Annotated in this window: 12 protein-coding genes; 5 read left to right on the top strand and 7 right to left on the bottom strand. The window is 73.6% G+C overall.

The annotated features are described in order from the left end of the window. Nucleotides 1–26: 26 nt before the first annotated feature. Entirely contained in the window at nucleotides 27–284 is a 258-nt protein-coding gene (crgA, locus tag ACYVO2_RS02215) for a cell division protein CrgA (RefSeq protein WP_461005810.1), read from the top strand. 383 nt (nucleotides 285–667) lie between these two features. Here crgA and ACYVO2_RS02220 read toward each other — a convergent pair whose 3' ends face one another. Both ACYVO2_RS02220 and ACYVO2_RS02225 read right to left on the bottom strand, forming a co-directional pair. Beyond that, complete coding sequence (locus ACYVO2_RS02220) at nucleotides 668–1,531, bottom strand: rhomboid family intramembrane serine protease (protein ID WP_461005811.1); 864 nt, start codon at nucleotides 1,529–1,531, stop codon at nucleotides 668–670. A gap of 106 nt (nucleotides 1,532–1,637) precedes the next feature. Continuing rightward, entirely contained in the window at nucleotides 1,638–2,168 is a 531-nt protein-coding gene (locus ACYVO2_RS02225; protein ID WP_461005812.1) for a peptidylprolyl isomerase, read from the bottom strand. 188 nt (nucleotides 2,169–2,356) lie between these two features. On the opposite strand from ACYVO2_RS02225, the gene ACYVO2_RS02230 reads away from it, so the two are divergent. After that, nucleotides 2,357–3,046: a DUF5324 family protein gene (locus tag ACYVO2_RS02230; RefSeq protein ID WP_461005813.1), complete on the top strand. Its 690-nt coding sequence runs from the start codon at nucleotides 2,357–2,359 to the stop codon at nucleotides 3,044–3,046. Between the two features lie 191 nt (nucleotides 3,047–3,237). After that, the gene (locus ACYVO2_RS02235; protein ID WP_461005814.1) at nucleotides 3,238–4,728 is read left to right on the top strand and encodes a hypothetical protein; all 1,491 of its coding nucleotides are present in this window, start codon (nucleotides 3,238–3,240) and stop codon (nucleotides 4,726–4,728) included. Nucleotides 4,729–4,799: 71 nt separating this feature from the next. Here ACYVO2_RS02235 and ACYVO2_RS02240 read toward each other — a convergent pair whose 3' ends face one another. After that, the gene (locus ACYVO2_RS02240; RefSeq protein ID WP_461005815.1) at nucleotides 4,800–5,726 is read right to left on the bottom strand and encodes a DMT family transporter; all 927 of its coding nucleotides are present in this window, start codon (nucleotides 5,724–5,726) and stop codon (nucleotides 4,800–4,802) included. Between the two features lie 317 nt (nucleotides 5,727–6,043). Between ACYVO2_RS02240 and ACYVO2_RS02245 the strand changes: the two genes are divergently transcribed. Further along, nucleotides 6,044–8,473, top strand: a complete 2,430-nt coding sequence (locus ACYVO2_RS02245) for a hypothetical protein (RefSeq protein WP_461005816.1) — start codon at nucleotides 6,044–6,046, stop codon at nucleotides 8,471–8,473. A gap of 77 nt (nucleotides 8,474–8,550) precedes the next feature. On the opposite strand, the gene vanX is transcribed toward ACYVO2_RS02245, so the two are convergent. From vanX to vanH, 3 genes are read right to left on the bottom strand one after another with little or no spacing between them, the layout of a single operon-like run. Beyond that, on the bottom strand, nucleotides 8,551–9,159 hold the full coding sequence (gene vanX / locus ACYVO2_RS02250) for a D-Ala-D-Ala dipeptidase VanX (protein ID WP_461005817.1): 609 nt from the start codon (nucleotides 9,157–9,159) through the stop codon (nucleotides 8,551–8,553). After that, nucleotides 9,156–10,196, bottom strand: a complete 1,041-nt coding sequence (gene vanA-Sc / locus ACYVO2_RS02255; protein ID WP_461005818.1) for a D-alanine--(R)-lactate ligase VanA-Sc — start codon at nucleotides 10,194–10,196, stop codon at nucleotides 9,156–9,158. The genes vanX and vanA-Sc overlap by 4 nt, the downstream gene beginning before the upstream one ends. Continuing rightward, nucleotides 10,189–11,229, bottom strand: a complete 1,041-nt coding sequence (gene vanH, locus ACYVO2_RS02260; protein WP_461005819.1) for a D-lactate dehydrogenase VanH — start codon at nucleotides 11,227–11,229, stop codon at nucleotides 10,189–10,191. The genes vanA-Sc and vanH overlap by 8 nt, the downstream gene beginning before the upstream one ends. A 300-nt stretch (nucleotides 11,230–11,529) precedes the next feature. On the opposite strand from vanH, the gene ACYVO2_RS02265 reads away from it, so the two are divergent. After that, the gene (locus ACYVO2_RS02265; RefSeq protein ID WP_461005820.1) at nucleotides 11,530–12,873 is read left to right on the top strand and encodes a UDP-N-acetylmuramoyl-tripeptide--D-alanyl-D-alanine ligase; all 1,344 of its coding nucleotides are present in this window, start codon (nucleotides 11,530–11,532) and stop codon (nucleotides 12,871–12,873) included. 86 nt (nucleotides 12,874–12,959) lie between these two features. Here ACYVO2_RS02265 and ACYVO2_RS02270 read toward each other — a convergent pair whose 3' ends face one another. Beyond that, a complete protein-coding gene (locus ACYVO2_RS02270) occupies nucleotides 12,960–14,081 on the bottom strand; it encodes a lipid II:glycine glycyltransferase FemX (protein ID WP_461005821.1) in 1,122 nt (373 codons plus the stop codon). Between the last annotated feature and the right edge of the window lie 17 nt (nucleotides 14,082–14,098).

The following is a 14,098-nucleotide window of genomic DNA, read 5'->3' on the forward strand; positions in this document are numbered from 1 at the left end:
CGCACGCATCGACAGGAGACCCTCTCGTGCCGAAGTCACGGATTCGCAAGAAGGCCGACTTCACTCCGCCGCCGGAGAAGCAGACCACGATCAAGCTGAGCGGCGGCGGGCGTGTCTGGGTGGCCCCGCTGATGCTGGCGCTGTTCGCGATCGGTCTCGCCTGGATCGTGGTGTACTACGTCACCGAGACGAAGTACCCGGTCCAGGCGTGGGAGGACTGGAACATCCTGGCGGGCTTCGGCTTCATCGCCGGCGGCTTCGTGGTCTCCACCCAGTGGAAGTAGCGCCGGGCCGCTGAACCCGGCGGGACGGCCCGCTCCGTCCCCGCCCGCCTGCCGTCCCGCACATGGTCGTCCCGAGGGCCTCCGGCGATGCCGAGGGCCCGGTGAGGCATGCCCGTCCACAGGCTGTGGACAACGCGTCCGATCGTTTGTCCACATGGTTATCCACAGTGTTGAAAAGGTCGGAAGATCTGTGGATAACTTCCCGCTCCGTTGACGGCGGTACGACCGCACCGGGCCCGCGCCAGGCCCGGCCCGCGCCCGTCACACCCCGATCATGCTGGGAAAACGCACAGCCGAGCGGTTGTGCACACCTTGGCGGTACAGCCGGGGACAAGCCCACAGCCTCTGTGGATAACTCTGTGCACAGAGGGCCGGACGAGGGGTCACCCGGTGATGCGGGACGTGCCGATCCCCACCATCACCGCGATGGCCACCAGGGCGGCGGCGCAGGTGAGCACCTGCACCAGCGTGCGCTGCCGCCGGGGGGCGTGAACCATACCAAAGGCGATGAGCGCGCCGAAGACCAGACCGCCCAGATGGGCCCGCCAGTCGATGTCCGGTATGGCGAAGGTGAAGATCAGATTCAGGGTCAGCAGCACCCCGAACGGCCGCATGTCGCCGCCGAGCCGCCGGATCAGCACCCCTATCGCGCCCAGCAGGCCGAAGATCGCGCCGGAGGCGCCGAGCGAGGCGTCGTTGGGCGCCTCGGCGAACAGGAACGACGCCGCGGAGCCGCCCAGGCCCGCCAGCAGGTACAGGGTCAGGAACCTCGCCCGCCCCAGCGCCGACTCCAGCGTCGGCCCCAGCCACCACAGCGACAGCATGTTCAGCGCGATGTGGCCCACCGACTGGTGCAGGAAGACGGCCGTGAGCAGCCGGTACCACTGGTCGGGCCCCTCGGCCACGCCCACGATGTCGTAGTCGCCGTCCCGCGCCCGGCCGACGAGCTGGAGCTCCTCGACGAAGGTGTTGCCGAGGCTGACCGCCAGCAGCCACACCAGCACGTTCACGGCTATCAGGCTCTTGGTGACGACCGCGGCCCCGGAGACCGCCCTGCCGCCGAAGGGCGTCCTCGGCTCCCGGGTGCCCCGGTGCCCCTGGTGGACGCACTCCGGGCACTGGAAGCCGACGGAGGCGCTGACCATGCACTCGGGGCAGACCGGCCGGTCGCAGCGCGTGCAGCGCACGTTCGCCTCGCGATCCGGGTGCCGGTAGCAGGTCTGCTGGGTGGCCGGTGCGCCGTCCATGTCCGTCCCTTCCGTGGCGGCGTCATCCCCGCCCGCCCCCTCCGTATAGGGGACGGACGGGAAGCGGGGGATGTTCCCGCGGGCGCGGGCGCGGGCCCGCGCCGGGTCAGCCCTCGCGGCGGATGGCCACCGTCTCGATGACCACGTCCTGCACCGGGCGGTCGGTGCGCGGGTTGGTCTCGGTGCCGGCGATCTTGTCGACGACCTTCTGGCTCTGGGGGTCCACGACCTCGCCGAAGATGGTGTGCTTGCCCGTCAGCCAGGTGGTGGCGCCGACGGTGATGAAGAACTGCGAGCCGTTGGTGCCCGGGCCGGCGTTGGCCATGGCCAGCAGGTAGGGGCGGTTGAACGCCAGGTCCGGGTGGAACTCGTCGGCGAACTGGTAGCCGGGGCCGCCGGTGCCGTTGCCCAGCGGGTCGCCGCCCTGGATCATGAAGCCGGAGATCACCCGGTGGAAGACCGTGCCGTCGTACAGGCGGGCGTTGGTGGGCTTGCCGGTGGCGGGGTCGGTCCACTCCCGGGTGCCCTCGGCGAGCTCGACGAAGTTCTTCACCGTCTTCGGCGCATGGTTCGGCAGCAGCCGGATGTCGATGTCGCCCTGGTTGGTCTTGATGGTGGCGTAGAGCTGCTCGGCCACGGTGGCACCTTCCCTGGAGTCTTCGGTGAACAACGACAAATCCTCGCACGCCCGCGACACGCCCTCGCCGGTGGCGCTCGGCCGCGCGCGTACGGCCCAGTCCCGCGTGCCGGGAAGGCCCGGGAAAGGCATGGTCTTTTACTGGGTGGAAAGGCGATAGACCGAACGCCACCGAGGAGGAGGTTCTCGTGACCCGCTTCGCTACTCAACGGGACAGCGCGGGCTTGCGCGCCGCCGCCGGGGACACGTACCAACGGATCGCGCCCAAGGCCAAGGAGCGCGTCCGGCAGGCCGCGGACGCGGTGGCGCCCTACGCGGAAGGCGCCAGGCACTCCGCGGCGCGCGCCGCGGACGACGCCCGGCACCGCCTGGCCCCCACGGTCTCCGCGCTCGGCCAGTCCACGCCCGTCCAGCGCACCCGGGAGTCGGTCCGCACCGCCGCGGACTACACCCTGCCCCGCGTCGAGCAGGCCGTGGAGACGGCCCGCACCGCCGCGGAGCCGGTCCGCGAGGAGGCCGTGGCCCGCGGCGCCGCGGCGGTCGCGGCCCTGCGCGGGCAGGTCACGCCCGCCGACGTCGAACACGTCGTCCGCCGCAGGACGCGCCGCGCCCGCGCCCGCCGCACCGCCGGGCGCCTGCTGCTCGTGGGCGCGCTGGCCGCCGGCGGCTACGCGGCGTGGACGTGGTGGAACCGCCAGACCAACCCCGACTGGCTGGTCGAGGCCCCCGAGCCCACCGAGCTCTCCGACCGCGGCCGCGGCTCCCTGGAGTCGGTGGACGGCAGCGAGCCGCTCGTCGACCCGGAGGTCGAGGCCAAGCAGGCGGAGGCCGAGGAGGCGGAGCGCTCCGGCAAGCCGAAGGGCGAGTCCTCCAATTGAGCGACCACGCCCCCTTCCGGCAGGGCGGGAGACCGTGACGGGTCTCCCGCCCTGAGCCTTCCACCCGGCCCGCCCCGGCCTCCCGCCTCCTCGGCAGGGAGCCTCTCGGTTTCACGTGAAACCCAGGGCGCGGCGCCGGCCCGGCCGGGGGCGGCGGGAACCCGGGGGGCCCGCTTCCGCGTCAGGGGGGCATGGACCTTGCTCTCGATCTTCCTTCGCCCCTGCCCCGACTCGTGCAGGAGTGGTCGGGTGTGCGCGGCGGCACCGACCCGGACCACGCGGACCCGCTGGTGCGCACCTGCGCGCAGCGGCTCACCGCAGAACCCGGGGGCACGGGCGCCTTCGTGTGGGTGTACGGGCTGGTGAGGATGACGCCCTACCTGGCGTGGCGGCCGACACCGGACGTGCGGCAGGCGGCCCTGGAGGCGCTGCTGTCCGCCGACCGGGCGCTCGCCGACCGGCAGTGCGACCACGAGGAGCACCCGTTCGAGCAGGCGCTGGACGACATGGTGGACGACGACGTCTGGGACCATGCGCCGGACCCGGTCACCCTCGTGGCGGGCGGGGGAGAAACGGAGGCGGCGGCCGCCCGGGGGGCCCACCTGTGCCCGCGCAACGTCGCCGGGTTCGCGCGGCTCGCCGCCGATGTCATCGCCCCCGGCACCGTGACCGGCGTGCCCGTCCGGGTGCCGGAGCACGTCGAGTCGTCGGTGCAGGACCTCTCCTCCGTGCTGTGGGACTACCCCGCGGCCGGAGTGGACCCGGAGTGGGAGCTGTCCATCGTCGCCGCCCACCTCGGGAACCCGACGCGGGCCAGTTGCGCCGCGAAGATCGTCCTGCTGTACGCCTCCTGCTGGCACGCCGCCTCGGGGCGGATCAGGCGCAGGTCCGTGCTCGACGAGATGATCGAGACGCTGGAGGGGCTGCTGCCGCAGCTCGCGGACGGGGAGTGCGCCCACCCGGACGCCGAGCACCCCGAGCTGGAGGAATTCGACTCCGGGTTCCTGGTGGAGTACGCCATGCACCTGGAGACCCCCGGAGGGCGGGCCTACCTGTGGGAGGAGTACGAGGAGGACCTCGGACCGTGGGTGTGCCCGGTGTTCCTGCGGACGATCGGCCAGGAGGCGCTGGACTGCGTGCGCGCGGGCCGGCAGCGGCTGTTCGGTGAGCGGGACACCGCGCACCTCGACGCGGAGCTCCTGCGGCCGGACGGGCGGCTCGACATCGCCCGGCTCACCGCGCTGCTGCCGCCGGTGTCCACCGACACGGAGGAGAGGGCGGCGGAGGCGGGGCTGTGGGCGGCCCGCCGGCTCGCCGCCGGTTCGCGGGATCCGGTGGAGCGGGCGGTGCTGGTGCTGGTGGCCTCGCACGCCGTGGCCGGCGGGGACGTGCCGTACGGGGTGGCCCGCGGGATCCGGCAGGTGCTCACGGCGGTGGAGGACACCGGCCCGCGGGAGCCCTGCCCGCACCCGGAGCACCCCGAGCCGGACCGCCGCCTCGCCGAGCACCTGAGGCACCTGTACGCCCCCGCGGAGTTCCCGGCCCCCGAGCGGTCGTTCGGGCCCGAGCTGTGGTCCTGCCCCCGCTTCCTGGCCGACCGCGCCCGGGACGGGGTGAAGGCCGTCGAGGGCGTGTACCGGGAGCAGTTGGAGGACGAGGAGAAGGAAGCAGAGCAGGGCTGACCCCGGCCCCGCCGGCCGGGGTCGCCGCTCCGGCCGCGGGGCCGGGCCGGCAGGGCGCGGGGACGCCGTCCCTAGGCCGCGGCGGCGATGGCGGCGGTGCCGGGAATGCGGGTCTCCTGCGGGGGAGCCGGGCGGAGGCGGACCGGCGCCTCCACGGCGGGGGCGGGGGCGGGGGTGGCCGGGCGGGCGAGCAGGAGGATGCCGCGGGCCGCCAGGGCGGCGCCGGTGAGCGCCAGGGCGGCGCCCGGGAGGCCGCCGTGGATCTGCTCGCCGAGCAGGGTCAGGCCGATGGCCGTGGCCGTGAGGGGGTTGGCGAGGGTGAGGGTGGCGAGGGGGGCGCCCAGGCCGCCGGTGTAGGCGGACTGCGACAGCAGCAGACCGGCCACGGCCAGGCCCACCGTGGGCAGGACCACCAGCGCGGTCGTCCAGGTGAGCAGTTGGTCGGTGTGCAGCACGGTCTGGGTGAGGGCGGAGCCGGTGCCCGAGGCGATGCCGGAGGCGGCGGCCACGGCGAGGGTGCGCGGGGAGCCGGGCCTGGCGGACAGGGCCAGCGGGATGAACAGGGCGGCGGTGAGCGCCACGGCGAGCACGGCCGGGGTGCCGAGGGCGGCGCCGGACGCGGAGCCGGTCGCGGTGAGCGGGAGCAGGGCGCCGAAGCCGGCGAGGGTGAGGCCGACGCCCCGCCACTCCGCGCGGCTGACGCGCCGTCCGGCGATCCGGGCGCCGAGCGGCACGGCGGCGACGACGGTGAGCGCGCCGAGGCACTGCACGAGGGTCAGCGTGCCGTACTTGAGGGCGGCGACGTGCAGGCCGGCGCCCGTGGCGTTCAGGCCCGTGGACACCCACCAGCCCCCGCTGGTCAGCAGGGCGCGCAGGCCGCCGCGGGCGGATCCGGAGGAGGCGACCCGGTGCTGCATCGCGGCCGCGCCGGCGTAGGCGGCGACAGAGGCGAGCGCCAGTGCCACAGCGGCCGTGAGGTTCATCTCGGGCTCTCCCATCAGGGATCGGGTCGAGGCGGGGTGTACTTCCTCCAGGATCCCTTCCACCACTGACAATTCCGATGGGGCGCCCTCCCGCATCAGGGGTAGGGCTGGCTCCACCGTCCCCGGGGTGCGGACGCCACCCGCCGGGCCCTGCGGCGGAGGCGCGAGACGGTGCCGCGAGGCGGTCCGCGAGACGGTGCCGGGGCGGAGCCGCGAGGCGGCCGGTCGGGCTGTCGGCGGGGTGCTCTAGCTTGGGCTGGCGCGCGGCCGCCGCCCCGGCCGCGGAGGCGCATCCCCTTTCCCCGCTCCCGGCCCGTGGAGGACCCGCCGCCGTGACCCCGTCCCCGACGCCCGCCGAGCTGGTGTACCGGCTCGCCGACCCGGCCCTGTACGACGCGCTGTACGAGCGGATGCGCGGCGAGACCCTCCAGTGGCTGCGCGAGGAGCACGGCGCCCGCGGCCCGCTGCCGGGGCCGTTCGCGGACTGGCTGCGGACCCGCGGCGACCGCGCCGCGGTGCTCGCGCTCGCCGAGTGCAGCCGGGCGTGGCCCGAGGGGGAGGCCGAGCTGCTGGAGTGGCTCACCGCGCTGGGCGACCCCGTCGTCGGCGGGCATCTGCTGCGCCGGTGCGGTCCCGGGCGCGTCCTCGCGGCGATCTGCGCCGCCGCCGACCCCGCGGACCCCGGGTGGCGGGCGCCGGGCGGCCTGGTCGAGTCGCTGCTGTCCGGCGCCTACGACACCCACGGGCGGCTCGTCCCCCTGCTGGGCGCACCGTTCCCCGAGGTGGTGGAGCACGCGCTGCGCCACCTGGGCTCCGACCTGGACGCGGGGGCCTGGCTGGAGGCGTGCCGCACCGTACTGCGGCACGGCGGCCCCGAGTGGCTCGCCCGCCTCGCCGGCCCGGCCGAGCGGGCCGACGCCCCGCACACACCCCCGGAGGCGGCCTTCGGCGCCGAACTGGCCCGCACCCTGCGCGCTGCCGCCGCGGCGCCCGACCCCGGCGCCGTACTGGACGAGGCCGGGCGCGGGTTCGGTGCCGCGCCGCCGCCGTCCGGTGCCCCGGTCGCGCCGTTCGCGGTGCTGCGCCGCGAGTACCTGGCGGGGCGTCGGCTGCCCCCGCTGGACTGCCACGCCGTGCTGCGCGAGCACCGCAGGAAGCCGTTCCAGGACCACGCGCTGCTCACGGCGGCCGCCGGCTGGGCGGCGGCGGGCGGCCCGTCCCCCGAGGAGCGGGCGGTGCTGTGGGAGTTCCTGACCGGCCCGCCGGCGCGCACCGCGCTGCTGCAACCCGGTCTGCGCGACGGCTGGTTCCCTGCGGAGCGGGTGTTCAAGGAGATCACCCCGGCGTTCCAGGTCCTCACCGAGCTGACCGTCGCGCAGGCGCCGCCGCCCGAGGCGGCCGACGCGCTGGCGGCGCTGGTGGAGCCCTTGGGCGCGGACCCCGCCGCCTGGGTGTGGGCGTACGCGCACATGGCGCGGTTCAAGGGCTCCTGCGCCGAGCTGATGGCGGAGGCCGCCGAGCGGGCGCGGCGCGCCCCCGAACCGGTCTGGCCGCGGCGCACGGAGGCGGCGCTCCCCGGCCGGGAACCCGAGGGCGCCCGTCTCGCGCTGGTCGCGCTGCTGTCCGCCGCTCCGGAGCAGGCCGCGATCGCGCTCGCGCCCCACCTGGACCCGCGCGCCGTGCAGCAGTTCCTCCGGTACGGCCGGCCGACCGAGCGCGTCCGGGACCACCTGCTGTCCGTGCACGGCAGGAGCGCCGCCCTGGCCTGGGCGGCGCACAGCAGGCTCCCCGCCGAGCACCGCGACTTCCTGCTGGACATGGACGACCCCGACGTCAACGCCAGGCTGCTCAGGCACGCCGGCCTCGACCGGGCCGCGCGGGAGCGCATCCTCGCCGGGGTGCCGCACCGCCCCGGCCGCACCGGGACCACACCCATGAGCGACGACCTGGCCGCCGCGGTGGCCGGGTACGACGGCGTGGACACGCGCCAGTGGCTCATGCCCGCCGTCTCCTCCGGCGATCCGCGCGTGGTCCGGGTGCTGCTGGGCCGGGTCAAGCTGCACACGCTGGCCGCGCGGCTGCGGGTGCTGGTCCGGCTGTGGGAGCGGCACGGGCCGCACGAGGTGCGGGCGCTGCTGGACGAGAGCACGTTCCCGCAGCGCCCGTCCCCCAAGCACCCGCTGCCGCCGACCACCCGCCGCATCGCCGAACGGGCCCTGGCCGCGCCCGGCGACGAGGGGCTCGCGCTGCTGCGCGGCGAACTGGCCCGCGCGGCCGACCCGCTGACGGTGGCCGCGTGGATCGTCAGGCGGCCCGCGACTTCGGTGGGCACACGGCTGGTGCAGGCCCGGGAGGAGCTGGGCTCCGTGCCCCTGGACGGCCTGGCCGCCCTGCACAAGGCGCAGCCGCTGCCGCCCGAGGTGCTGTGCGCCCTGGCGGGCCACGAGGAGGACTGGCCCCGTGAGCTGCTGCTCGACCTGGTGCGGGCCGCCACCCTGCAAGGGGTCAGGCTGCCCGTGATCGTCAAGGCCCTCGGCGACGGCCGCCTGTCCTGCGAGGACCTCCTCACCGAAGCCCGCCCCGCCCGCACCGCCCTGCTCCTGGCCGACGAGACCCCCGAGGTCCTCGACGCGGCACGGGGACTGGCCCGCGCCGAACTGGGCGCCGACCCCGAGACATGGGCGGTGGCCACCCACCTGCTGCCGGACTTCACCGGCACAGTGGCGGAACTGGTCCGCACGGCGGCCGCCATCATGAGCTGACCCGTCCGCGGCTGTCCGCGGCTGTACGCGGCCGGCCGCGTACAGCCGCGGGTCCCCGGTTCCTCCGGCCGGCTCGGCTATGCGACGGGGAAATCGAAGTAGGTGTCCGGGTACGGTTCGTCCCTCAGCGTGTAGTGCCACCACTCGCACGCGTAGGAGTCGAAACCGCAGGCGTCCATGACGGAGCACAGGTGGCGCCGGTTCTCTGCCTCGGTCGGCGTGATCCCTTGTGCTCCGTGGTGGGAGACCGGGTCCATCAGGTCGTGGTCACCGCCCATGGGGGCGAGTTCCCCGGTGGAAAGGTGGTAAAGCGTCAGGTCGACCGTGCTGCCGCGGCTGTGCCCCGACCTGGCGGCCACGTATCCCAGCTCGAACATCTCCGCCCGGTCGATGTTCGGGTAGTGCCGCGGCTTGGTCCGGCCGTCCTCCGGCTGCCGCGACCAGCGCACGAAGCAGTCCACGGCGCGCTGCGGGCGGTAGCCGTCCCAGAGGAGCAGCCCGAAGCCGAGGGATTCGGCCTCTTTCTGCGCCTTCTTCAGGGCCGCGCACAGGGCCCTCGTGCCGACGACGCGATTCGCCAGGTATCCGTCCACCGGCTTTCCGGTGAAGTTGTCCCAGGTGGCGTACTTGGCGTCCCAGCGTATTCCCGGCACGAGCTCGTCCACGAAGACGAAGTCGTCCTTCATCGGCTCTCCCCCCGCAACGCCAGCGACACCATGCCGTCGATGACTTCGGTGAGCGGCAGCTTCGCGGCCGCCATCATCCTCGGGTAACGGCTGTACGAGGTCATTCCGGGCAGGGTGTTGACCTCGTTGAGGACCACTTCTCCGTCGTCCTTCAGGAACATGTCCACCCGCGACAGCCCCCGGCATCCCAGGGCGCGGTACACGGCCTTCGCCGTCTCCTGGACGAGCGTTCGCGACTCTTCCGGGATGTCGGCGGGAACGATGGCCGTCGAGTTCTCGGAACCGCTTTCCGGCTCGTCCTCCTGATGGATCCTGAAGAAGCCGTGGGAGAGGGCGATCCGGTCCACCTCGCCCGTGACCAGTTCCGGGCCGTTCCCCAGGACGGCGCAGCCGATCTCGCTGCCGACGACGGCCTCCTCGATCAGCACCTTCGAGTCGTACCGCCTCGCGGCCTCCACCGCACTCGGCAGTTCCTCCTTCCGGGACACCTTGCCGACGCCGAAGGACGACCCGGAGCGGGCCGGCTTCACGAAGACGGGATAGGTGAGCCGGTCGGGATCGATGTCCTCGTCCGCCGTGACGGTCCAGAAGTTCGGCGTGGCGATTCCCGCGCCCGCGGCGACGATGTAGGCGAGGGACTTGTCCATGCACACGGCGGAGCTCTGGACGTCGCAGCCGACGTAGGGGATGCCGGAGAGCTCCAGCAGACCCTGGATCGCGCCGTCCTCGCCGAACCTGCCGTGCAGCACGGGCAGCACGACGTCCAGACCGATCGTCTCGTATCGTCCCTGCTCGAGGACGAGCAGTCCGCGGACGCTCCTGTCCGGTGACAGCACTGCCGGACGGCACCTGCCGTTCTCCCAGTCCCCGTCAGGTCCGTCGCAGAGCTTCCAGGCACCGCTCCTCGTGATCCCGATGTAGAACGGTTCGTACTTCTCGGAATCGAGGTTCCGCGCGATCTCCCGCGCGGACTTGACGGAGACGGGATGCTCTTCGGAGCAGCCTCCGAATATGATGCCTGTCTTCAACCTAGCCATGCCGGTTCCTGCTCTCGAATTTCAGGCAGTTGGTGATGGATTTCTCGACCGTGTCGCTCAGGGCGTGGTCCGTGTAATAGGCGGTGTGCGGACTGATGAGCACGTTCGGCAGATTTTGCAGCCGCGACAGCGGTTCGCTTCCGATGGGCCTGCCCCGGCAGTCGGCGTAGAAGATCCCTTCCTCGCCTTCGACGACGTCCAGCGCGGCACCGCCCAATCTGCCGCTCTCCAACGCCGGAACGAGGGCCGCGGTGTCGATCAGTGGGCCGCGTCCGGTGTTGACGACATATGCGCCGTGCTTCATCCGCTCGATTCGCCGGCGGTCCAGGAGATGGTGCGTGGCCGCGTTGAGCGGTGCGTGGAGCGTGACGATGTCGCTCAGCCGCAGCAGCTCGTCGAGAGCGACGTGGTCGGCAGTGATCTTGGGGCGGATGTCATGGGCCAGTATTCGGCAGCCGAAACCCCGCAGCCGGTCCACGACCGCCGAGCCGATGCGCCCCGTGCCGACCACCCCGACGGTCAGGTCGCGCAGTTCCTTCCCGCGCACGGCGTTCAGCCGGTAGTCGCGCGCCTCCGCGCGGAGGACGGTGGATTTGGCGTTCCGTATCGCCATCAGCATCAGCATCAGCGTGTAGTCGGCCACGCTGTCGGGCGAGTAGGCGACGGTCTCGACGGTGATGCCGATGCTCTTCGCGCATTCCACGTCGATGTGGTTGCAGCCGACGCTCCTCGTGGAGATGTACACGACCCCGGCCAGGCTGAGCGCGACGAGAGTGGACTCCGTGATCCGGGTTTTGTGACCCACACTGACGCACCGGTTCCCGAAGGCCAGCTCGGCATTGGCCTCGGACACCGCCGCCTCCGTGATGGTCGGCAGCACGCCGAAACGGGGTGCCATCTCCCGGAACAAGGCGGCCTCGTCCTGCCCGCATCCATAAATCGTGATTCCCGTTGTCGGGACGGCCGACGGGGACGAGGTCACCGGAGAACGGGTGCGGCGCGCCGCTGTTCGGGCTGGCTCGCTGTAGGTCATGCCCCCAGTCAAGGTGGCGCGGTGTTGCGAGCGCGTATGCGGTTTCGGATATGCCGACGATATATTACCGGCAGGTAACTCCGCGGCGCGCGCCCGAGTTGGCCGCCGAGTCTGACCGCCGAGTCGTGCGCGACCCTCGTTACTACCGACTGGTAACTTATCGTCGGCATATCGAAATCCGCATACGCGCCGGAAACACCCCGCCACCTTGACTGGAGGAATGACCCACAGCGAACCGGCCTCCGTCGCCCTCTGCCTCGTCACCCCGCTCCCGGTCCCCGGCCCCCGCGCCGCCCGGTCGTGATACCGCTCAGCGTCGGCGAGATCGCCTCGGTCGTCGGCGGGACGGTCGAGGGCGACAGCGCCGTGACGGTGACCGCGCCGGCCGTGCTCGACGGCCGGAAGGCCGAGCCGGGCGGCCTCTTCGTCGCCTTCGCCGGCGAGCGAGTCGACGGCCACGACTACGCCGGCCAGGCCGGCCTGGCCGGCGCGGTGGCCGTGCTCGGCTCCCGCCCCACGCCGCTGCCCACCGTCGTCGTCGAGGACGCCCAAGCCGCCCTACAGGCGCTCGCCGCCCACGTCGTGGCCCGGCTGCGCGACGGGCTGACCGTCGTCGGGCTGACCGGCTCCCAGGGCAAGACCAGCACCAAGGACCTACTGGCGGCCGTGCTGTCAAGCACCGCGCCGACCGTCGCCACGATCGGCTCGCTCAACAACGAGCTCGGCGTGCCGCTCACCATGCTGCGCGCCGACGCGGCCACCCGGTTCCTCGTCCTGGAGATGGGAGCCCGCCGCGTCGGCGACATCGCCGAGCTCACCGGCCTGGTCCCGCCCGACATCGCCGTCGTGCTCAACGTCGGCCAGGCCCACCTCGGCGAGTTCGGGTCCCGTGCGGCCATCGCCGAGGGCAAGGGCGAGCTGGTGCGGGGGCTGGCGCCCGGCGGCACCGCCGTCCTCAACGCAGACGACCCCCGGGTGGTCGCGATGCGCTCGCTCACCGACGGCCGGGTGCTCACCTTCGGCCGGTCGGAGCACGCCGACGTGCGGGTGCTCGACCTGGCCCTGGACCGGCTCGGCCGGCCGTCCTTCACGGTGCGGACCGCGGACGCCTCCGCCGTCGTCGCGCTGCCCCTCGTCGGCGCCCACCAGGCGCTCAACGCGGCGGCTGCCACGACCGCGGGGCTGGTGGCCGGCGTGCCCCTCGGCACGGCCACGGCGGCCCTGGCCACCGCTTCGCTGTCGGGGTGGCGCATGGAGCTGCGCGACCTCGCCGACGGCGCGACGCTGCTCAACGACTCCTACAACGCCAACCCCGACTCGACCCGCGCCGCCCTGGACGCGCTGGCGGCGATCGAGGGCGGGCGCCGCATCGCCGTCCTCGGCGCGATGCTGGAACTCGGCGACGAAAGCGAGGCCGAGCACCGCGCCGTCGGGGAGTACGCCGCCGCCCGGGCCGATGTGGTGGCCGCGGTCGGCGAGGCCGCCCGGCCGATCGCCGACGGCGCGGGCAGGCGGGCGGTGGTGCTGGCCGACAACGCCGCGGCCGCCGACTGGCTGCGCGGCCACCTCACCGCCGGGGACGTGGTGCTGGTCAAGGCCTCCCGCGGGGCGCGCCTGGACGAGGTCGCCGCCGCGCTCACCTGAACCACCCGTGCACGGCCACCGGCCGGGCGCCCGGCCGGTGGCCGCGTCCCCGGGGACACGGCCACCGGCTGGCACGGGATCCGGGCTCATCGCCCGCGCCGCCTCATGTAGAGGTCGAAGGCCCGGTAGACCATCGGCCGCAGCGGCAGGTCCCACTCGCCGACGTACCTCACCGCCTGGCCGCCGGTGCCGACCTTGAACTGGATCAGCCCGACGTGCGGGTCGTCGGCGTCCAGGGTCGGGGTGATGCCGCGCAGGTCGTAGACGTCGCAGCCCGCCGCGAGCGAGTCGCGGATCATCGCCCACTGGCAGGCGTTGGAGCCGCGCACCTCGCGCTTGACGGTGGAGGAGGCGCCGTAGGAGTACCACGCGTGGGCGCCGACCCGGACCATGACGGTGGCGGCGACCAGGTCGCCCCGGTGGCGGGCCAGGTAGAGCCTGATCCGCTCGGGGTCCTCGGCGCTGAGCGCCGCGAACATGGTCTCGAAGTAGCGCAGCGGCCGGGGCGTGAAGCGGTCCCGCTCGGCGGTGTGGACGTACAGGTCGTGGAAGGCCTTCAGGTCCTCCGGAACCTCGCCGACGGTGACCTCGACTCCTTCCCTGGCCGCCTTCTTGATGTTGCGGCGCCACTGCTGGTTCATGCCCCTGAGCAGGTCGTCCTCGGTCCTGCCGGTCAGCGTGATCTCGTACCTGTACTGCGGGTGCCCGACCCCGAAGCCGTCCTGAGGGCTCTGCGGCAGCCAGCCGGCGGCCTCGAGCCCGCTGGTCACGCGGGCGCCGACCGGGTCGGTCCACTGGCTCGTCATCCCGGTGAGCCGCTTGACGGCCGGGTCGGCGATGCCCTCCTTGACCTGGGCGGCGCTCCAGGTGTTCGTGCACACCGGCGGGCCGAGCCGGACCGCGAACGCGCCGCGCGCCCTGAGGTGGGCCGCCAGCGGGTCGAGCCACGCGTCGATGTCGCCGGTCCAGTCGATGACCGGGCCCTCGGGCAGATAGGCCAGCGTGAAGCGGTCCAGCCGCGGCACCGGGCGGTACAGGACGAGCCCGGCACCGACCAGCCGCCCGCGGTCGTACCAGCCCAGGGACTCGCTGCGCCACTCGGTCTTGACGCGGCCCCAGGCCGGGGTCTGGAGGAAGCTGACCGACCGCTGCGCCCGCACGAACGCCAAGTGCTCGGCGGCGGTGATCGCCACGACGGTCAGCCGCACACCCGCCCCCCGCCGGC

This window comes from Streptomyces capparidis, from assembly GCF_054782095.1.